Below are 21,073 nucleotides of genomic sequence, written 5' to 3' on the forward strand. Positions count from 1 at the left end.
CGAAGTAATACGTCTCGGCTGGATTGGCTTGAGTGATGCCTTGATCGGTTTTTAACCACTGCAGATCTAGAAACTGCATGTCAGAAACTTTATTTCGCGTCGGTAATGTTGGCTTAACTTAGGATGTGCTTTATCGCCTTTGGCAGGCCTATTGGGCCGACCGCTTCCAATTGTAAGAGCCATTCTCAGCGACTAGACTCCAGACCATGAAACGCTATCTGCGGTTTTGCCTCATCTTCATGATCAGCTTTGCGCTTCCCCTCAGCGGGATGGCGGGCATTCAGGCACCAACAGAACCGTGCCCAATGAAGACGATGGGCATGGCGATGATGGACGATATGGGGATGGACTGCTGCAACGATATGAAAAGCCCTTCCGAGCACGGCAAACCTTGTAAGCCGGGCCAGGAATGCAAGTCGGGCGGCATGCTGCAAGTCTCGATCTTAAAGCCTCCTGTATCCGTATTCAGCCCCGAAGTAATTTCATTCTTCAGCGATTCCTTGCCTGTAAAGACATCGTCCGGGGTTTGGCGACCGCCTCGCGTTTGATTCCTGTCCCACATTGAGCCTCATTCCGCATTAGCGGGATGGACTAGCTGCGCGCATGTCTTTTTTCGTGTGCAGCGGATGATCACAGGAATCGCAAACATGAACTCTAGGTGCTATTGCACAGGTTGGTCTCTCGTGGCCGGCCTGACGGCAAGCATGCTGGCATTGCCGAGCCTCGCTGCCGCCTTAACATTCGATGAAGCGTTGCGGCTAGCCGAAAACAATTCGCCGTCACTGAACGCACAAGATGCCAAAATTCAGGCTGCCAGCAGCGCGGCTATTCCAGCCGGCGAATTACCTGACCCCAAGTTATTGGTGGGTGTGCAGAACTACCCCATTGGCGGCCCGGATCGCTGGAGCATCGACCAGGACTTCATGACCATGCAAATGGTCGGGGTCAGGCAGGAGATGCCCAATAGCGACAAGCGCAAAGCGCGCATCGAGGTCGCCGACGCTGCCGTTGATCGCGCTGCTGCGGAGCGTAGGGTCGAACGTCTGAAGGTACGCCAGGCCACGGCATTGGCCTGGATTAGTAGCTACTCGGTTGAGCGCAAAGATGCACTGTTCCAGGATTTCTACAAAGAAAATCGTCTCCTAACCGATACCGTCCGGGCTCAAATTGCCGGTGGCCGCGTTCAACCTGCTGAAGCGGTGACACCCAAACAAGAAGCAGCCCAACTGGCAGAGCAACAGGACGACCTGATTCGTGAGCGCGCCCAGGCCCGAGCGGCCCTCAAACGCTGGATTGGCTCCGCCGCCAATGACAAGCCTGTGGGCAGCTTGCCTGTATGGCCCGTCGATACCTCAAGCTACGCCCATAAACTGCAACACCATCCCGAGTTGGCAGCGTTTGCGCCGATGACCCGTGAAGCGCAAGCCAAGGTTCGTGAAGCAGAAGCGGAGAAGCAGTCGGACTGGAGTTGGGAGCTCGATTATCAGCATCGTGGCCGACAATTCGGCGACATGGTCAGCGTGCAACTTTCATGGGATCTGCCGCTGTTTCCTGACTCGCGCCAAAACCCCAAAATCGCAGCCAAGCAGGCTGAACTCAACCAGCTTGAGGCCGAGCGCGAAGCCCTGTCTCGTGAGCACACCCAGCAATTGGAAACTGAACTGGCTGACTATGAGCGCCTAAATCGTGCCGTGCGCCGAAACCAGGAAATCCTATTGCCGCTGGCCAAGGAAAAGGTCGAACTCAGCATGGCTAGTTACCGTGCCGGCAAAGGCGATTTAAACGCCGTTGTTGCCGCCCGACGCGAGCTTATCGAGGCCCGTCTCAAGCAGATTGATGTGGAAGAGCAGCGAGCGCTGACCAGTGCGCGTCTGTATTTCGCTTATGGGGAGGCCAGCCAATGAACCTTAAATGGAACGGGGCATTGTTGGTAGGCATCTCGCTGGCGTTCGGTATTGCCGGTGGTTACTGGTTCGCTCAACAGCGCATGAATGGGGTATCCAGTTCTGCCCAGGAGCAGAGCCTCGATTCACCTGACGAACGCAAGGCTCTGTATTGGTATGACCCCATGTACCCGCAGCAAAAATTCGATAAGCCGGGTAAGTCCCCCTTCATGGACATGCAACTGGTTCCTAAGTACGCCGGTGGCGCAGGGGATCGTGCGACCGTCAGTATCGATCCGAGTCTGACCCAGAATCTCGGTCTGCGTTTTGCAACAGTCACCCGTGGAATATTTGACTCCAGCCTCGATGTGACAGGTGTCTTGGGATTCAACGAACGTGATGTCGCTGTGATTCAGGCACGCACCACGGGCTTTGTGGAGCGGGTTTATGCCCACGCTCCCGGTGATGTGCTCAAAGCCAACGCGGCGTTGGCGGATATCCTGGTGCCGGAATGGGCGGCTGCCCAGTCAGAGTTTCTTGCACTGACGCGCAGCGGGGATGCTGACCTGTTGGCTGCGGCCCGCCAGCGACTGCGGCTCACAGGGATGCCGGCAGCACTGATTACTCAGGTAGAGCGTGGCGGTAAGGTTCAGCCCTACCTGACTCTCACCAGCCCTATTGGTGGTGTGCTGCAAGAATTGAATGTACGTGCGGGTATGACTGTGGCTACTGGCGATACTCTGGCACGCGTCAATGGCTTAAGCAGTGTCTGGCTCGCCGTGGCCGTTCCAGAATCGGATGCCGGATCGATCACCGTGGGGCAGGCGGTCGAAGCGCATCTGCCAGCCTTCCCTGGGACAATGCTCAGTGGCAAGGTCAGCGCGATTTTACCCGAGACCAACCCGGACAGCCGCACTCTTCGCGTGCGGGTGGAACTACCCAATCCGGATGGGCGCCTCAGACCGGGTTTGACGGCGCAGGTACGCCTGAATCGCTCGACCGGGCAAAGTGTGTTGTGGGTGCCGAGCGAGGCCGTCATCCGCACTGGCCGACGTGCCTTGGTGATGCTCGCCGAAGACGCGGGCCACTACCGTCCAGTGGAAGTGCATCTCGGGCAGGAAAGCGATGGCAAGACGGCGATAGTGAAAGGTCTGGAAGAAGGCCAGAAGGTGGTTACGTCTGGCCAGTTCCTGCTCGACTCGGAGGCCAGTCTCAAGGGAATCGTTGCAAGTTCGGAGGAAGAGTCACTGCCCAGCTCAGCAACCTCCAGTTTTCATGAGGCGGATGGGCAGATCGTTGAGATCAACGACAAAGAAGTCACGCTTGCCCATGGCCCCTTCAAGACGCTGGGCATGCCTGGCATGACGATGACGTTTCCACTCGCCAACCCGGCTCTGATGCAGGGCCTGAAAGCGGGTGACAAGGTTCGGATCGCGTTGAGCCAGACCGACGATGGCTTGCGTGTTGAACGCCTGGATAAATCGGGGAGCCAGCCATGATTGCTGCCCTGATTCGTTGGTCAGTAGCGAACCGATTCCTGGTGCTACTGGCGACGCTGTTTGTCACCGCTTGGGGCATCTGGTCGGTGCAAAGCACGCCCATTGATGCGCTGCCAGATCTCTCGGATGTTCAGGTGATCATCCGCAGCCCTTTTCCGGGACAAGCGCCGCAGATTGTCGAGAACCAGGTGACCTATCCGTTGGCCACCACCATGCTCTCGGTGCCGGGAGTCAAGACGGTGCGTGGCTATTCCTTCTTCGGTGACAGCTTCGTTTATGTGCTGTTCGAAGATGGCACTGACTTGTACTGGGCTCGCTCGCGGGTGTTGGAGTATCTGAGCCAAATACAAAGTCGGTTGCCGGCCAGCGCGAAGCCGGCGTTGGGGCCGGATGCGACTGGCGTGGGTTGGATCTATCAGTACGCATTGGTGGATCGCAGTGGCGGACATGATCTGGCGCAGCTTCGCGCACTTCAGGACTGGTTCCTCAAGTTTGAACTCAAGACCCTGCCGAACGTTGCGGAAGTGGCCACCGTGGGTGGCATGGTCAAGCAGTACCAAGTGCAGCTCGATCCGCTGAAATTGGCCAGCCTCGGTATCACTCAGGCTGAGGTGACCGACGCCATCGGTAAGGCCAATCAGGAAACCGGTGGTGCCGTGCTGGAGATGGCGGAGACCGAGTTCATCGTGCGCGCTTCGGGCTATCTGAAGACGCTCAATGACTTCCGGGCGATCCCGCTTAAGTTGGGTGCGGGTGGTGTACCAGTGACCCTTGGCGATGTCGCAACGATCCAGTTGGGGCCGGAAATGCGGCGGGGCATTACCGAACTTGACGGCGAAGGCGAGACCGTCGGTGGCGTGGTGATTTTGCGCAGTGGCAAGAATGCTCGCGAGACCATTGCGGCGGTCAAGACTAAACTCGACGAACTGAAAAGCAGTCTGCCGTCCGGGGTGGAAATCGTTACCACCTACGACCGCAGCAAGCTGATCGACCGCGCTGTTGAAAACCTCAGCCACAAGCTGATCGAAGAGTTCATTGTCGTCGCGTTGGTCTGTGGAATCTTCCTCTGGCACCTGCGCTCATCCCTGGTGGCGATCATCTCCCTGCCTGTTGGTGTGTTGATTGCCTTCATCGTCATGCGCTACCAAGGCATCAACGCCAACATCATGTCCTTGGGCGGAATTGCCATCGCCATTGGCGCCATGGTCGATGCCGCCGTGGTGATGATCGAGAACGCCCACAAGAAGATTGAGGCATGGCACGCGGCCAATCCGGGGGAAGAACTGAAGGGTGAACGTCATTGGCATGTAATGACCGAAGCGGCGGTAGAGGTAGGCCCCGCGCTGTTCTTCTGTTTGTTGATCATCACCCTGTCGTTCATTCCGGTGTTCACCCTGGAAGCTCAGGAAGGACGGCTGTTCGGCCCTTTGGCTTTTACCAAGACCTATGCCATGGCCGCAGCGGCGGGGTTGTCAGTGACATTGGTGCCAGTGCTGATGGGCTATTGGATTCGAGGTCGAATTCCCAGTGAACAACAGAACCCATTGAACCGGTGGTTGATTCGGATTTATCAGCCCGCTCTGGACGCGGTCTTACGTCGACCAAAGATCACGTTACTGGTGGCGCTATTGGTTTTTGTCAGTGCGCTATGGCCAATGTCGCGCTTGGGTGGCGAGTTTCTACCCGCGTTGGACGAGGGCGACCTGCTCTATATGCCTTCCGCTCTGCCAGGGCTGTCGGCGCAGAAAGCGGCACAACTGCTGCAACAGACCGACCGCTTGATCAAGACCGTACCAGAAGTCGAACACGTCTTTGGTAAAGCCGGTCGTGCCGAAACCGCCACCGACCCGGCACCGCTGGAAATGTTCGAAACCACCATCCAGTTCAAACCACATGAGCAATGGCGTCCAGGCATGACCCAGGAGAAGTTGGTGGAAGAACTGGATCGAGTGGTACGAGTCCCGGGGCTGACGAATATCTGGATACCACCTATTCGTAACCGTATCGATATGCTCGCTACGGGTATCAAGAGTCCCATTGGAGTGAAGGTCGCCGGCACCAACCTGACGGAGATCGATGCCGCTACTCAGGCGGTCGAGCGCGTGGCCAAGGATGTGCCCGGTGTCAGTTCGGCTCTGGCCGAGCGACTGACCGGTGGCCGCTATATCGACGTGGATATCGACCGCAAGGCCGCCGCCCGTTACGGACTGAATATTGCCGATGTGCAGTCCATCGTGGCCGGCGCTATCGGCGGCGAAAACGTCGGGGAGACCATTGAAGGGCTTGCACGCTTCCCGATCAACGTCCGTTACCCCCGTGAGTGGCGTGACTCGCTCGGCGCCCTGGAGCAGTTGCCAATCTACACCCCTCTAGGCAGCCAAATCACCCTTGGCACGGTGGCGAAGATCAAGGTCAGCGACGGGCCGCCGATGCTCAAGAGCGAAAACGCAAGGCCTTCAGGCTGGGTGTATATCGACGTGCGGGGGCGGGACATTGCCTCGGTTGTCGCCGACCTGCGTCGGGTCGTCAATGAACAGGTCAAGCTGCAGCCAGGCATGAGCCTGAGCTACTCAGGACAGTTCGAGTTTCTCGAAAGGGCCAACGCACGCCTCAAACTGGTGGTACCTGCCACGCTGTTGATCATTTTCGTGCTGCTCTACCTGACTTTCGCCCGCTTCGATGAGGCCTTGCTGATCATGGCCACTCTGCCATTCGCACTGACTGGCGGGGCATGGTTCCTCTATCTGTTGGGGTTCAACCTGTCAGTCGCAACCGGGGTCGGCTTTATCGCACTGGCCGGTGTTTCTGCCGAATTTGGCGTGATCATGCTGCTCTACCTGAAGAACGCCTGGGCCGAACGTGAAGACCTCGGCGACAACACTGAGCGCGGGCTGGTTGCGGCGATTCGTGAAGGAGCTGTGCAGAGAGTTCGGCCCAAGGCCATGACAGTGGCCGTCATTATCGCTGGGCTATTACCCATCTTGTTAGGCAGCGGGACTGGTAGCGAAGTGATGAGCCGCATTGCCGCGCCCATGGTCGGCGGTATGGTCACGGCACCTTTGCTTTCCCTGTTTGTCATTCCGGCAGCCTATCGTCTGATGCGTCGTCGGCACCTCTCAGTTGCACCCATCAAGCCTCAAGGAAAAGTCGTATGAAACTGACCATGATTGCAGTTGCAAGCACCGTATTTGCGCTTTCACTTTCTGTCCATGCGGAGGACATGCCGGGCATGAAAATGGACGGTATGGAGGGCATGCAGATGGAACAAGATTCAAAACAGGCTCAAGTTGCCAATGCCGAGGGAACGATCAAGGCTATAGATACTATGAAGCATACGGTGACCATCTCCCACGGAGCTGTTCCAGCCGTACAGTGGCCTCCAATGACAATGGCCTTTTCAGTGACGGAAGATCAGCTGACAGGGCTGACGGCTGGAGACCGTGTAACGTTTTCCTTTCGGCTAGAGGGCGGCAAAGCCGCAATTGTTTCCATTAAAAAATAAGAATGTAACGATGAAAATCACCGGCACGCTCTGTCGTGCCGGTTGGAAATCTATCATTGCTGGCTTTGAGCACCGCGTTCACGGCCCCCTGGATCGGGCTTTGGCTTCTGCGTCAGACCGTCACCCTCAAGGTCTTGCCGGTCGGGCAAGGGGCTAAGCTGGGATTTCCCCGTCCAGCTTGCAGCTAGCAGGTCGTATTACTATCGATAATGGTGCAGTGACATTACACAACCATGTCCGCTGCAGCCCTGTAGTGATCCGCCACGAAGAGCCTTCTTCTCTCTACAGACCAACCACGCGTGGCCATTTCATCCGTGACATCAATGACGCACGTATCGCCAAAAAAACAGGTGGTGTCAGGATAATGGATGCCCGCTAACGACAACTTCGCCACGCCCGCTTCCAGACGTGATTGCAAGACTGAGTAAAATTAGCGCAGTGAGGCCCTCTCGATGTCCCAGTCACCCTACGTGTTGCACAAGAAGATTCTGCTCGACGACACCTACGGAACGGCGCGTCTCCTGCAGGATTTCGTTCTCTACCAGTACGAGAGCGGCCAGTATCCGTTTGACATCAACGAGCATCGCGGTGGCTTTGACAGTCGGCACCTTCAGATCTATTCCGAGCTTAAACAATGGTTCTGGGAAAATGGCCCGGATCCGTCTTTCAATGAGATCGCAGAGGCCATCATCGCCAAACGCCGTGCTGATGCTCAGGCTAATTTTGACGAGCTCGTCCGTCTCCGCAAGATGCAACCTGGGACGTACCCTGCCGATTCAGGCGAGACACCAATTGATGCCCACAGGGCTGCGCTAGAAAGTCGTGAGATGTTTCACCGACGATATGTAGCCAGCGGGTTTACGGCTGAGTAAGTTCCTTCGCCTCTCATCCGCCTTTGAAGAGAAAGCGCATACATTAACAATGCGGCCACTGAGCAAGCGGAGCGCGCAGGCGTGCAGGATGTCAGCCCGAAGGGCCGAGACGTGGCCTGCTACGGCTCGGTTTACGACAGCCCTACGCCATGGGCGGCACGCCATGAAAACCGCCCAACTTTAAACCAATCTGCAGGTGGTTGAAATGATCTACGAAGAACTCAGAAAGCTTGAAAGCACCAGACGGAGAGCCCTTTGGGAGATTGCCAGATTCGTTCCAGGTGACCCAAAGGCAGCTGATGCCTTGGCCATCCTTAATGACCTCGACGACGAAGAGCGAAACGGCAAGCCCTTAACCGATAAGGCACTCGATCTCAACGAGGTTCGTGACTCTGTTCCAGTGCAGCATCACCACTGCGGCGTCGACATAGTCTTGGAAATGACTATTCCACAGCCCTGGAGGGAGCGTTTCCTTCATGCAAGCATAGGATCGACACGAGTAGCAGATGGGCCATATGCGCACGATTGGGAGACGTTCCTGAGTAAATGGGAAGTAGAGATGGCGCATTTAAAGAGGCATAGAGCACTCAGGGCGAACGTGGATAGACCTAGCTAAAACAAGGAAGCCGTGTTGGCCCTACCGAGCATTGCCCCTTACGAATGCCGCGCCATCTCCGCTGAGGCTACTTATCCACCTCTGCATCCTGCCAGCTATCTCGTGTGCCCCGTCTGTGTACGATTAAGCTTTCTACGGCCTCGGTGGCTGATAAACCTTCGCGCTCACGTGCGAGTAAAAAATCCTGGTCAAGCATCGACTGGTTTTCAGCTATCAAGTCTTGGAATGGGGTAACAATATTTGTAGGCGAGCGCCCATCAGCGGCATGCGACCTAGCAGGGTCGACGAGAAAAATATCTCCATTGGCCCGCTCTAGTAGAGCTATCCAAAGCCCATGGGGGACGGTCGTGCGACTCTCGTGTCGATAACGGTATGACAGTATCCGTAGCAGCTCAGGAGCTCGGCTAATAACGACTTCGCAAACGACGCGTAGCGCCTCAAACGGAGCGTCACTCATGCCTATGATGGAGCTGTGACGCAGTTTAGGTATGGATTGGTAGGGTACTTCGATTTTGACCGGATATTCGTAAGCTAACTGCAAAGCCAGAGCACCGAAGCGGTTGGTACCAAGAAACGAGGCGAAGCGCTCGATAGCGTCGAGCTCGTGAACGTTATTCCGTGTCAAGGCTTTTAGATTCCCCACACTTCCTCCGGTAGCTCAATACATTTGTTCACTGATTCGCTCTACAACGGCCAACGGCGTCATCTGCTGTTCAGATGTGCCAACAACAAAGATTTTATCCTCATACAGCCAACGCAGTTCCTGTATTTAAACCGGAGGGCAAGCGGAGCGCGCAGGCGTGAGGATGGAAGCCCGGCAGGGCCAGGACAACGGCGAGTATCGCCGGGCCTGGTTCACGACAGCCGGCCCGCCAGGGCACGCAAGGAACAGCCCAGATTCGATCAGAAGGAACGCGCCATTCTCGGCCTCGTGTAGTTCAAGTGCAGAAGCAGGGGGCAGGGGGCAGGGTATTAATGTTAATAGGCTAGTGCTATGGAGTGGTGGTCGACTCTCGCCACGAATCCAAGTCATCGTCAAATAGATCTGGCCCATCTCGCAGCCGTTCCGACTCAGCGTCCGCTTCCTCAAGCGGGGATGGCCCGAAGACATTTTCAGGCGTCCAGTCGTCCTTGAACAGGAACATTTCGGATGTAAATTCTGTGATCCCGATATCGTTGTTGTCCAGAATATCGCGAGCGAATTCTCTAAAAATCCTGCCTCCATCCAAGCCAAACCCTGCATCGGTGTCCTTGATAAGCAGTACAGTCCATTCGTCATACATCGCACCGGCAGCAAGCTTCGCCCAAGTGAGTTGAAACAACTCATAATTTTCGCCGACTAATGTGGAGTCGTACACGACGACAAGCATTCCTTTTGAGGCATTCAATAGCTTCACTGGGGAGAGAACGGCCAAGATAATCGACTGCTCGATCAAATCGATCACCCTGGTGTCGGGTAGACCTTCCCACAGCACAGCGAATCTCTGAATGCACACAAGATCAAGTGCCATGCAGTCAGCGCCGAATAATTGCTGTGTAGAAAAAATCGTGTACGCGCCCTCACCATCATCATTGTGAGGTTGCTCATGCTCGGTATAAAGCCAGCGGGAATAGATCATGATGGGCGCCGTTTTGGCGAAGGGACTGTGATGATCGTCACTCCGAAGGTGGATATGCATCGACAAGCAGCATGGCCGCTCGACCGGCGTCTTAGGCGTCTGGCTTTTTATGGGCCGGGCAAACGTAAAACTCCGTCATCAGACAGTTGTTGTGGCTCAGCATGGACGCTACCGAATCCACCACCATCGGGCAGAGCTGAGTGGGTGCTGCTGGTTGAGGGGTGAAAGACTGGCGTATATCAACATGAAACTGGTGAGATACCGGCTCATCGCCGTTGGATATCTTGTCTGCGCAGTCATGCAGAACAGGGATCGAGTATTGCTCAATCCCCAAAGTCTTCGATTCAAGGACTTCTTTGACGGCATGCCAAAACAAGTAATCGGAGCGGCCTGAATAGGCTTCGTGCTCGCATGAAAAATCTATTCCCAATCCTCGATTGAGATCCAAATCTTTGATCGGCTCCCACAAGGCCTTAATGGCATGGAAGGTGGTACCCGCCACTTCGTCACTCAAAAAGATCCGGAGCAGATTTTTGTGGACGGAAACCAGCTTCACTCCGGACATGGCGCCTTGGATGTGCGCTTGCTCCAGGGTCTCCATCATGAATCTTTCCTCTAGGGGCTGGTTGTACAGGACGGCGAAGCGCTGCTTTCTTGCCTTTGGCATCACTTTAAGGTTGGCGTCTTTCCACTGCAGAGCGCTGAACACGACGTAGTGGAGGTTATCGCCGAGCGATACAGGAGCGCTTTCAGGATGAAACACGGATAAAAAGGGCATGACTGCATCTCCTAGGTGGTACCTAGAATGAAGACCATGAGATTGGGTTGGTCAAGGAGAAAAGGAAAATAATTCCTAGTTTTTCATTTTGAATCAGTATGTTACGTGCATACCCTTAGCGGGTGAGGGCCTTGATTAGGATGATTCCTTGTTACGGAGTGCTGCTGTCTCCAAACGCGGCACTGAAAAATATCGATTCGCAGCAAATAGAAGGCGGCTTTGTTCAGACAGCCGATTGGAAATGGCCCCGGTTATCGTGCAAGCGGAGCGAGCAGACCAGGAAGGTCGAAGGTCATGAGGATGGAAACCAGCTCTTGATCAGTGTCCGAGGCTTGGTTCGTGAAGCTGATTGAGAGGATGAAATATTTGAAAATGGGTTGCTTGACAGTAAAGTATGTATAAGTATACAGTTGTTCCACTGTGCTAGCGTTTCCGCTCCTGATTAGCTGCCAGATGTTATGGGCGTCAGCGAAGATCGCAGGCCGGTCGACATGTATAAATATGCAGTTATCCCACTGTCCTAGCGTTTCCTCTCCTGACTAGCTGCCAGATGTTATGGGCGTCAGCGAAGATCGTAGGCTGGTCGAGTCGAAGCCCCTTCATTGGGGCTTTCTTTTGTCTGTCATAAAGTGAGCCGAGCCATAGGTGGCTGTGAAGCGGGCTTTCCTAGTGGCTCTGTTTCAGCGCGCTGAGACCTACTCCAAAGCAATCTCAAAAGGCGCTTCTGCGCCAGCGAGGGCGATAGCTGATGAGGCTGTCTTTCTTCATGGAGTGGTAATTTTTCGTTTACCGCTAAAGGTTTTTGCGCGGCGAGCCGTTTGTATTTGCATTCAAATTAATTGGTGGATGCATTATGAAAGGTGGGTTTTTTGCTTCAAGCAATGTCGTTTTCATGGTCGAGCGCCCAATGAGGTGGCACGGTTTTACTGATCATGAGTCGTATATCGCGTCGGTCGAAGTGGTAGACAACCACGTTTCTCTTGTCCTTGATGATTCGGAGCATTGCTTCACCGCGCAGCAGTGCGCCGAGGTGACTAAAAGTCTTGCCAGGGTGATGTTGACCTACTCGCGTCTCGGGGCTTGCCAAGGTAGCGCGGAATCGATCTCGCAATCGAAGGCATATGCTTCCTGGTGCCAACTGATCCAAGCGCGAACACTTTCGACTGAGCGCGACTTATTGCAGACTTTTGAGTCGGAGAAAAAAGGATTTGAGTTTTGCGCCTCGGGGTCATTTCGGTGCCCAAAATCGCATCCTGGTGAGCCGGTTTATTACAAGCTTGCGATCGCATTGGATGATGACCTTAATCTTCCATGCTTGAGTATTGACGGTCGGATATTCCCGCTCAACTTTGATGAAGCGTTCTGGCTGGTGGAGCAGCTTTGGGTCGCGGGATATCTGGTGGCTCAGACCGAGCAATCGAGTAACTCCACGGTTAAAATGCCGTGGATAAACGACGAAGGCCAACTCATGTGGATGTAACTGTGAGAGCCCTGTCTCGCATCTGCTGGGCGTGGAGCCCACAGGTCAGAAGGTGGATAGGAGTACCTGGTCGAGATTGAAAACCTTGATCAAACGCTCACCTCGAACGCATCCATGGCTGCGCTGGGTGAGTCGAACCACTCAAGGTCAGTAGAAATCACAGCCCGTGCGATTCGCTGAATTACCTTCGCATCGAGAGCGGTTTGGTCACCATCATCAAGCAGGGAGAAGTAGTCTGTGGAAGCGACGGCGAACTGCTTTGTAGCCAAAGACTCGAGGCACACGTAGCGCACGCAGGCATCAGCGTTCAACTGCCGCCAGGTCACGAGTTACCGTGGGGAGCACTGAAGCCAACTATGCCCGCAAGGGCGCTAGGGCAGATTGATTTGGTTCGGGGGGAGGGCGCACCATTCCCCCATTGATAGGCAAAGCGTGGCCGTTGGAGAGTTAATTTCTGTCGAGCTATAAAATCTCAAGCTTCATAAAATTGCGGCCACTTAGCTTTAGAATCTGGAGAGTTCCTTGCGTCTAGAAATTTTTCTGGGTCGAAGCCGGCAAGGATAAGGTGACACGCCAAGTCATGCGCTTGTTCTGCTGTTAACAGAATTTGGAACTCGCCGAGGATCATCACAACCCTTTTTTCAGGTAGTTCGGCTACTAAAACATCATAGTATCTATCAGTAACTGTTGAGATTCCCGAGTCGTTTGGCAAGTTTTTGTAGCGACCAGCTGAAAATCTATATCCATTGAGTTCTTTGAATGTTTCAAGGGCTTTCATAATTCTTCCTAGCTTAACTTTTAGTTGAGTAAATAGATTTTATCGGCGGCGCGCCATGAGCTTAACCGTTATTTATTAAACGGAAGAAAAGGCCAAAAGCTTTAGCAATGATTTCTTTGCTACCAAAATTTCCAATGGAGTGATCACCACGGGCGAGTTGGTCGCTAAATAGAAACATGTTCTTCAAGGGCAAATTAGTGGCCAGAATCCCGCGCAGTTTCTGTCAAAATCTCAGCTTTTGATCGAATGGAGGTGGGGTTTCATGCGCATTCTTGGTTACACCGTGGGAGTGTTTCTCATAGCGGTGGCGGTGTTGCCTGCACACGCAAAAGACCTCAACACTAATCAGCTCGAAATTTGCAAATGGGGTGCAGGAGTCGCAGGCAATGCGCATCAGTCGAAGCTGTCTGGTACCACACTTTACAGCGCTCGAAACAACCTGAAGAAAAGAAAGTTTGCAAAATCTTGGATGCCAAAGATGGCGCTGGGTATCACCGAGCAAACCTACAAAAGCAAGTCGAGGCTTCAGCCTTCAGTCGTCAAAAAGACGTATTACGACGGCTGCATCAAGCATGAGTTGGCGAGGAAGTAACGCTCTGTAGAATGCGCCGCGACGCACACGCGTTGATGCTGAACAAGCGCAGTCCCTCCATGAGTAAGCGTCTGCCGAAGTCACCTTGCATGACTTAGGCAGATAACCTCGTTCCTTACTTGCCGCACCTGACAGAGCAGGGCGCAGTGGCACTCCGAGGAGCAGTCACCAATAGCCAGATCGGGTGGATCATCACGGACGAGGACATAGGTGACTTCTACTGGGCATAGCAATAGGTCGCTTAGCAATTTGCAATGCAGTCGGATAGTGTCTCCGCGACACAGCACTTCGCAGTACCTAGATAATCTCAATTTCGTTAGCTAGCAGCCACCCAGCGTCAATCACGCGTTGCTTTGCCACTTCAGGCTGAGGCGTATACACCACGATTGCGAGACTCTGCTCGGCACGACTGCATGTTACGTACAGCAATCGGCGGGTGCGTGCCAGTGAGTCGTCATTACCCTCGCGCTGATTTTTTAGGTCGTTCGCAGAGGGCGGTTGCACCCCGAGAAGCTTTTCGTAGCTGAATAGAAAACCCCCAGCCTCCTCGTCATTCAATATCACCATGACCCTTGGAAACTCCAAGCCCTTGACGCCTTGGTGGGTGTCAAAGGGTGACAGGCCCTGGGTGTAACCGGCGAAGGCAGCCATCTCAGAGAAACGGCGTCCCAGCACCACCTGATACGCGTGGATTTCGAGCGTTTCTCGGTCGATTGATTCGGGCAGTTCTTCATCTGTGACTCCGAGCAGTTGTGCTGCCAGCAGGCGGTCAGGAACGTTCAGAAGGCCGGTGCTCAAGATCACGTGAACCACATCAGCGATGAGGGGATCATTCTCCTCGAATAGAGCGAGGAGCTCCTGGGTGGCATTACTGACTTGTTCCATCAAAGCAAGCTGGTCGGGAGCTTCCTTCATGTGACGCGGATCAAGGAGAGGCGAGCGCATCCGGACGGCCTCCATTAGGCTGAAGCTATCCTGCTGCGCCGACGCCAAAATGGGCATCACATCGTCCATGAAGAGTTTCAAGATAGGAAGGCTGCCGTCTAACAATCCGGTTCGGAGGTGCTCAGCGGCGTGGAGGGGGGTAAATACTCCCTCGAATCCCATACGGCGTCCGGCCATCTTGTGCTCAAGAATGAGTGTCTTTCTCCCTGACTGACCCACTGCCCACTGCGCGTCTTGAGTAAATGCGGCCATGCGGTGAGCGATTTCCTCCTCCAGCTCAAAGCCTCGGCCAGCCACTTGGCGGGTGCAGAACATGCGTACTGCGCCTTCAACGGCTCCCTCTTTAGGGATCTGCCAATGATCGTCAGCGCTGGCTCGGATAGTGTTGATCAAATCGATCACCCTCGTCGGGCATCGCCGATTGATCTTTTTCTCCGGTTTCGCCCAGTGTTCTGGAATAGACCGTTCCAGATTTGCTTTGCCGTCGGAGTAGATCCGCTGCATGGTGTCGCCCAGTAGTCCTAGGCAGAACCTATCGGGGATCTGTTGTTGAACGCTCAAGAGCGCTTCCATCAGCGGGCCATAAGTGTCTTGGCTTTCGTCGATTAGGAGTACCGGATGTAGGTCGGTCATGACATCTCGCAGCGGCTGCTGCTGTATGAACGCTGCGGCCATCTGAATGACTTCGCTGTGGTTCAGCGCTTGGCGTCCCCTGTTTTCGCCTGTAGGGCTGTACGTAAATGTAGTTACCTGTTCGAGTTCCTCGAGCCGGCGGATTTTTCTGGCTCGGCTGGCTCTGTTGGTTTGGGTTGTCTTGTTTTCGCCTTTGGAACGATCCAGCTGTCTCTGCAGTGCAGCTATATCCTCGCCCAGCTTGACGCGTAGCCACTCGCGGATGTCATCGTTGAAGCCTTGGATCATCCGCCAAGCAAAAGCATGGATGGTCGAAACGATAACTAGAGGGTCATGCTCCAGGCGACGTAAGATCTCGTCACACGCCGCATTGGTGTAAGTGATGATCGCAATCTGCCGGCCTTCAAAAATGAGTCTCTCGCGTTCTCGTTCCTTGAAGCTGCGTACTGCTTCTACGAGTGAATACGTCTTCCCTGAGCCTGCGCCGGCATACAGGAAAAAACTGGTCGGTCGATCAAGGTTCAGGCAGGTCTGGATGATTTGATCGGCATCGAGGGCCGCATCAGGCTCTGCTCTTTGAACTATTTCGGATAGGCCGTCGTTCGTCGTGCTCATGCCGTCACCTCCGTGATAGCTGTAGGAACGACTAACAGTTCGCGCTGCTTGCGCTCCAGCTTGGACTGAAGCCAAGTCAGTCCCTCCCGGATGTATTCAGGGATAGTGAGTTCGGCAAAGCCTGGATCGCCTAGAACCTGTAGAGCGAACTCGGCTTTGTCACCGTCTCGAAGAGACTCAAATAAAAGACTGGCAAGGTTGTTCGAGCTCTCTGCTCCGTTCAGGGCCCGAGCAAACGCACGCATCAAACCTCGCCTTGCCTGCTTGGTTGAAAAGTGTGAGGCATTGCTAAGCACCAAGCTGTCTTCGAAGGTGTTTGGCAGCATCTCGACCTGTTCACCGGTCAGTGGCAGGTGGATATTGATCGGCGTTTGGTAAGCAATTCTGATCGCAAAAAGCTGATCGATCTTCTGGGTTTTCAGGTCATCCGCCAAAGCGAGCAATGCGTCCACGCTGTGGGGCAGGCCACCTGCTTTTGTCCAATGACGTAGCGTCGGGTTGTTCGTCTGTTGACCCGCATCTCGCTGGACTGGTTGAGCAGATCTCAGGCTGCCAGCATCCAGGTCGGTGATGACCAACGTTACGATCCCTAATGCATCGATCAGGGGGAGCAGCCGATGTGCATGGCTGCCACCGATGTCTAAAATGGTGATGTAGCACTGGTCAAGGAAAGAGAAATGCTTTCGAAGAAAGTGCGGAAGCATCATGCGCTCGGCGGCGCCTTCAACAAGGATTACGGCATCGGCAAAAAACAAATCGGCGTGCTGTGCCCGAAGATACCGTGTGACGAAATCTTTGGTCTGGGGCTTTTTACCGAATACGGTGGAGAGGTTTGATACCGTTGAAACCGGCACCTGTACGCCGTCCATGCCGGCAGGTAGACGCCGGAAGTACCGCAGGTTCTGATACTCAACTTCATGAGCGACATGGCTGGAGTGCGTGCTCACCATCAGTTGGCTTTTCAAGTTTGGGAAACGCTCAAGCAAAGGGTCTCTGCAGAGCACATGGTAGGCATGCTTCACGAACACCTGTTGAACTTGTACATGAAGGTGAGCTTCCGGCTCCTCAATTAGCACCAGGTGAATGGGCTCAACTCCAGCGGCGCTCTGCTCGTCAGCAGTTCTGAATTTTTTCAGCCACTCATCTCGAAACGCCATGAGCCGGAAAATCATCGAAATGAGATTTTGATATCCCAGGCCGTTGGACGTCTCCGGCAGCCGAAGGGGAGGAGCGCCAGGTGCGCCACCTATGGAGTCGAGCTCAAACAGGACGGCTGCTTCGTGATTCATCCCGTCGGTGGGCGCGAGTCTGGTCGCGACCCGAATACTCGGATCGCTGTTGTTGGGATATCCCAACCCGGCGACTTCCTTCAGCGCCGGTTCGAAGCTGGTGCTTAATCGGGTATCGAAAGCCACTTGTGCTGCTTCGATAGCTCTGAGCGCACCTAAATCCGAAATATCTGGGCTATCTCCTGGATCAAGGTGACGGTTGTAGTAGGCACGAAGCTGTTCCGAAAGCTTCCTACCACCAGACTGCTTGCCATCGTCATGCCCCTCGTCAGCACTGTCACCGAACCCACGCTGAGCGTTGATCTCATGTACACGGATGAGATTGATTAGTGGATTGCGCTCCAATGCCACTGAAGTTGCCGAGAGTGATTGCCGATTGGCAGAGCGAGTTCTTGGATCGGGGTCTTGAAGCTGGGCAGGATCCAGGCGATACCAGCGCACCTTGAACATCTTGCCCAGACGTCGATTGAGGTAGTCGTGCAGGCTTTGAGGCCAAAGAGGTAAATGTGGTGGATCCTCGCCTTCAGCAGCCAGTCTCTGAATCTCGGTCTCCAGTATGTCAACCCGTTCTCTCTGCTTGCGGTAGTCCACATAGAGGTCTTCCATGTCCTCCGGCTCGAGCCGGAACCGCATCCCGACTAAACCACCTCGCCAAGCAAAGTTAGGTATTAGATCTCGGACGTAATGCAGCTCACCTTGCTCCGCCGAGATCCAGATATCCAGCGTCGGCAGCCACTCTGCCCAGTCATTGGCGGATGGAGTCGTGAAGGTGGCGTCTGCAGCCTCCCAGTCCTGTCCAATCGCCTCTATGGTTACCAAATGAGAGAGTGTCAGATCCTGAAGGCGAAACGCGGAAGCTTTGGATACCAGGAATCTTCTCAGGGCTAGCATGGCAGAGGATTTGCCGCTGTTGTTAGCTCCGACTAATAGGGTTGTCTCGGCTGCTAAGTCGATTCGAACAGACAGGAGCTTGCGGAAATTCGCGATCTCCAGATGCTGGATGTGCATAGGCTCTTCCATGATGGCTGCTCAGCGGCTGAGTGCCGTACTGATGGGTGCTGGAACTCTAGCTGAGCACGTTCGGGACGCCAGTATTAGTGATTGAATTTCGCCATCATTGCGGTCAGCTAATTTGATCCACGCTTGGCAAGTTAATGTGGCGACTACGTCGATAGCTCTACTCAGCCTGATAAGATCCCATGCATGGCGGCAACTGCGACTTGCCGGATCGATAGGAAATCGCAAAAGGCTGGTACTAAGTGGGTTCTTTACATAAGTCGGATAGCAAGGCCTCTCAAAGCAGATCAGAAAGCAAGCCATTACCTGAGCAGCCTATGCTTGCCAAGGGAGTGATTGCCAAGGGAGCACATGCTTTTGCCAAATGGTTGTTACAGGCAATAAAGGCCCATGACGTCAACTCTTGGGATGCTGGGAAATCGTCTGGTTACGTAGCCGGTTATGAAGTTGGTCGAATCGTAGGCCACGATGAGGGGCTTGAGATCGGGCGAGGGCATGGGCTCGAAGAAGGGCGAAAGGAAGGCCTTCAAGAAGGGTACCAGAGCGGTCACGTAGCAGGCTTTGATGCTGGGAAATTGGTATTAGATCTGAATCCGGGCACGACGCTGACAGATGTAGCGCCAGGGGTGGACATCAACCTTTTCGAACACTTCGACTTTCCAATCTCCGAAGAGCTCGAACAGAGGATCCGCTCCGATATCAAAAAGAACCTACCGTCCTACCAGCAACCGACCGATCCGCAATGGGAAATGATCCTCTCTCGAAGCCCTTCCACCTACATAGTTGCTGGTGCCGGCAGCGGTAAGTCCACGACGATGGTGCTGCGACTGCTTGTGCTTCGCTACTACCTCAACGTGTCCGAGGACTACATTACAGTCGTGACCTTCACCCGAGACTCACGCTTCGACTTCATCGCCAAAGTGATTAAGGTATTCAAACTTTGGGATCTTCCCATGGACGAGAAGATGGGTAAGAGTTTCGTTCGGACGTTTCACTCCCGCATTTTGGATTTCTTCAAATGGTCGCCCGCATTCCAGGGAGCGAAGGCGTTCGAGTTCCTTAGCAAGGATGCCACTGGTGAAGATGAAGAGCCGGAAAACGTCCTGGACATTCGGCTGAACTCACGACAACTGGATCTGATGAATCGGTGCTATCAGAACCTATTCGAGAACCATGGGCGTTTTCGCGAGCTAATCATTGAGCTCGTGAAGCACTCTGTCAGCATTGGGGAACCACTGAATCCAAAGGATCCAGAGCAGGCCAATCGCATCAAGATGCTTAAGAAATGCTCGGCTCGTGATCAAGAGGCATGCCAGGCAGTGGAGTCGCTCTGGCGTAAGGCTGGGCTTTGGCCAATGCCTGGGGTTAGCACTGAGCTCGAGGCCATTACCCTAAATGGGCACATCTTCCATGCCCATGGGTACGCAGAGGACTTGAACGCTTTGGTTGTGCTCGGCCTTGATCACAGTGAACCAGACACCATCAAAATCAAAGATGGAGATAAAGAAACTAAGCTTTCGCTGGCTTTGAACATGCGCAGGATCTTCCTCCAGCTGTTCTGCTCAAAACGTGTCCTGTATTTCACGAACTATGAAGAGGCATTGAGCTCTCTCGAAACCATGAGGGGTAGGGTTTCCGCTGTACCAAAGTTCAGCTATCAGGTCGGCGGGGACATCAAGCCTGCACCAATCATGCAGGCCTTCCATAGCGCCGCCTCGTTCTTGGAAAACCTCGGTCTTGAAGTGCCGGAAGCAGTCAAGGCCATGAGCTTCTTGAAAAAGGACATGGAAGCCAAGTTCTTCGAAGCGTTGGGGTTGTTCTGGCCTACATTTGAGAGTTTCCTTGCTGAGCAGAGCCCGCGTATTTTTACCTTCAACAAGATGTTCGCAATGTATAGCGAGCAGGGTGAGGAGAACTTTAACAAGCTGCCGGACAGCGTCCTAAAATCTCAAATGGTCACTCTCGTTGACGAGTTCCAAGATTGCGGTGCCAACACCATTAGCTGGCTGCGGGGCGTCTTCACCGAGCTTCGTCTACGCGGTCTGCAGTACCAATCTTCCCAGGGATCAATTTTCCCATCGCTCATGGCGGTCGGAGATGACTGGCAAAGCATTTACGGGTGGCGTGGTAGCTCGCCTAAGTTCTTCCAGCAATTCGAACAATACTTCCCGTCACCGAAAACCCTGCCGCTCATGCTGCAGCAGAACTTCCGGTCTCAGCAGATGGTGATTGATGCGGCTGAGAGCATCGTGAAACACACGCGCTCCATCGAGAACAAGCATGGCGAGGCTGCCCACCCCGACGTTAAGGATTTGAGCTTCCCTGTTCAACTGTGGCAGCGAGACGATCAACGCCTAGTGGATTTGGTCGACCAGCACTACGAAGCAGGGCACGAGATTATGGTGCTGTCGCGATCAAGAAGCACATTGGCCGAGGTGACCAACAAGCTTGTCGGTACGCTACAACGAGCGGGGCGCGAAAAGCATGCAGATCGAATTCGCATCATGACGTATCACGGATCGAAAGGCCTCGAAGCCGACGTCGTGTTCCTCGTAGGGGATTGCGAGCAGCTCTCTTCGTCCAACTGGCGAAACCAGGCCTACGCCATGGCTAAGCTGGTGATGAATGGCGAAGCAAGGGCATACGATTTTGCCCAGGGCGAGGAGGTAATGAGGCTCGCGTATGTGGCCATCACCCGAGCCAAGATTCACTGCTATTGGTTCTTGGATGCGCCGAAGACAGGTAGCCTAGGGTATCCGAAAGCGTCGGATCGAATAGACAAACAGCAATCCTATTTCCGTGATCTCCGGCGTTGAGAGTAGTCATCACAAGGCTATCGCTGGTCAGAAACGACTGGCAAATATTCAGGCCGGGTGGGTATGACATTTGGAGTGTCATATCCATTTCGGGGGTGGCTCCAGGCTGGTGAGCAGGTGAGCAGGTGAGCAGAGTAGC

Annotated in this window: 15 protein-coding genes; 10 read left to right on the forward strand and 5 right to left on the reverse strand. The window is 54.3% G+C overall.

What is annotated here, in order from left to right; all coding sequences use genetic code 11:
• The first annotated feature begins 206 nt into the window (after positions 1-206).
• The 7 genes from ACY4LX_RS11775 to ACY4LX_RS11805 all read left to right on the forward strand — a co-directional run bounded on the left by ACY4LX_RS11775 (position 207) and on the right by ACY4LX_RS11805 (position 8,372).
• Positions 207-548 carry a hypothetical protein gene (locus tag ACY4LX_RS11775; protein ID WP_463259976.1) on the forward strand — a complete coding sequence of 114 codons (342 nt, stop codon included), beginning with the start codon at positions 207-209 and terminating at the stop codon, positions 546-548.
• Between the two features lie 99 nt (positions 549-647).
• Positions 648-1,904 carry a TolC family protein gene (locus tag ACY4LX_RS11780; RefSeq protein ID WP_463259977.1) on the forward strand — a complete coding sequence of 419 codons (1,257 nt, stop codon included), beginning with the start codon at positions 648-650 and terminating at the stop codon, positions 1,902-1,904.
• Positions 1,901-3,382 (forward strand): efflux RND transporter periplasmic adaptor subunit, encoded by a 1,482-nt coding sequence (locus ACY4LX_RS11785; RefSeq protein WP_101209367.1) that lies wholly within the window; start codon positions 1,901-1,903, stop codon positions 3,380-3,382. Before ACY4LX_RS11780 ends, ACY4LX_RS11785 begins: the two co-directional genes overlap by 4 nt.
• A complete protein-coding gene (locus ACY4LX_RS11790) occupies positions 3,379-6,537 on the forward strand; it encodes an efflux RND transporter permease subunit (protein ID WP_463259978.1) in 3,159 nt (1,052 codons plus the stop codon). Before ACY4LX_RS11785 ends, ACY4LX_RS11790 begins: the two co-directional genes overlap by 4 nt.
• Positions 6,534-6,884 (forward strand): copper-binding protein, encoded by a 351-nt coding sequence (locus ACY4LX_RS11795; protein WP_463259979.1) that lies wholly within the window; start codon positions 6,534-6,536, stop codon positions 6,882-6,884. Before ACY4LX_RS11790 ends, ACY4LX_RS11795 begins: the two co-directional genes overlap by 4 nt.
• 452 nt (positions 6,885-7,336) lie before the next feature.
• Positions 7,337-7,756 (forward strand): hypothetical protein, encoded by a 420-nt coding sequence (locus ACY4LX_RS11800; protein ID WP_463259980.1) that lies wholly within the window; start codon positions 7,337-7,339, stop codon positions 7,754-7,756.
• A 205-nt stretch (positions 7,757-7,961) separates the two neighbouring features.
• Complete coding sequence (locus ACY4LX_RS11805) at positions 7,962-8,372, forward strand: hypothetical protein (protein ID WP_463259981.1); 411 nt, start codon at positions 7,962-7,964, stop codon at positions 8,370-8,372.
• A gap of 992 nt (positions 8,373-9,364) precedes the next feature.
• Here ACY4LX_RS11805 and ACY4LX_RS11810 read toward each other — a convergent pair.
• Positions 9,365-9,991, reverse strand: a complete 627-nt coding sequence (locus ACY4LX_RS11810; protein ID WP_463259982.1) for a hypothetical protein — start codon at positions 9,989-9,991, stop codon at positions 9,365-9,367.
• A 91-nt stretch (positions 9,992-10,082) separates the two neighbouring features.
• Complete coding sequence (locus ACY4LX_RS11815) at positions 10,083-10,769, reverse strand: hypothetical protein (protein WP_463259983.1); 687 nt, start codon at positions 10,767-10,769, stop codon at positions 10,083-10,085.
• Between the two features lie 853 nt (positions 10,770-11,622).
• Here ACY4LX_RS11815 and ACY4LX_RS11820 point away from each other — a divergent pair.
• Positions 11,623-12,249, forward strand: coding sequence for a hypothetical protein (locus ACY4LX_RS11820; RefSeq protein WP_463259984.1), 627 nt, complete (start codon positions 11,623-11,625; stop codon positions 12,247-12,249).
• A 472-nt stretch (positions 12,250-12,721) separates the two neighbouring features.
• On the opposite strand, the gene ACY4LX_RS11825 is transcribed toward ACY4LX_RS11820, so the two are convergent.
• Positions 12,722-13,027 (reverse strand): hypothetical protein, encoded by a 306-nt coding sequence (locus ACY4LX_RS11825; protein ID WP_463259985.1) that lies wholly within the window; start codon positions 13,025-13,027, stop codon positions 12,722-12,724.
• Positions 13,028-13,289: 262 nt separating this feature from the next.
• Here ACY4LX_RS11825 and ACY4LX_RS11830 point away from each other — a divergent pair, with 262 nt between their 5' ends.
• Complete coding sequence (locus ACY4LX_RS11830; protein WP_463259986.1) at positions 13,290-13,619, forward strand: hypothetical protein; 330 nt, start codon at positions 13,290-13,292, stop codon at positions 13,617-13,619.
• 297 nt (positions 13,620-13,916) lie between these two features.
• Here ACY4LX_RS11830 and ACY4LX_RS11835 read toward each other — a convergent pair whose 3' ends face one another.
• Positions 13,917-15,812: a UvrD-helicase domain-containing protein gene (locus tag ACY4LX_RS11835; protein WP_463259987.1), complete on the reverse strand. Its 1,896-nt coding sequence runs from the start codon at positions 15,810-15,812 to the stop codon at positions 13,917-13,919.
• Positions 15,809-18,109: an AAA family ATPase gene (locus tag ACY4LX_RS11840; protein WP_463259988.1), complete on the reverse strand. Its 2,301-nt coding sequence runs from the start codon at positions 18,107-18,109 to the stop codon at positions 15,809-15,811. The genes ACY4LX_RS11835 and ACY4LX_RS11840 overlap by 4 nt, the downstream gene beginning before the upstream one ends.
• Before the next feature lie 326 nt (positions 18,110-18,435).
• On the opposite strand from ACY4LX_RS11840, the gene ACY4LX_RS11845 reads away from it, so the two are divergent.
• Complete coding sequence (locus ACY4LX_RS11845; RefSeq protein ID WP_463259989.1) at positions 18,436-20,934, forward strand: UvrD-helicase domain-containing protein; 2,499 nt, start codon at positions 18,436-18,438, stop codon at positions 20,932-20,934.
• Positions 20,935-21,073 lie beyond the last annotated feature (139 nt).

This window comes from Pseudomonas sp. Emmai (genome assembly GCF_055179735.1).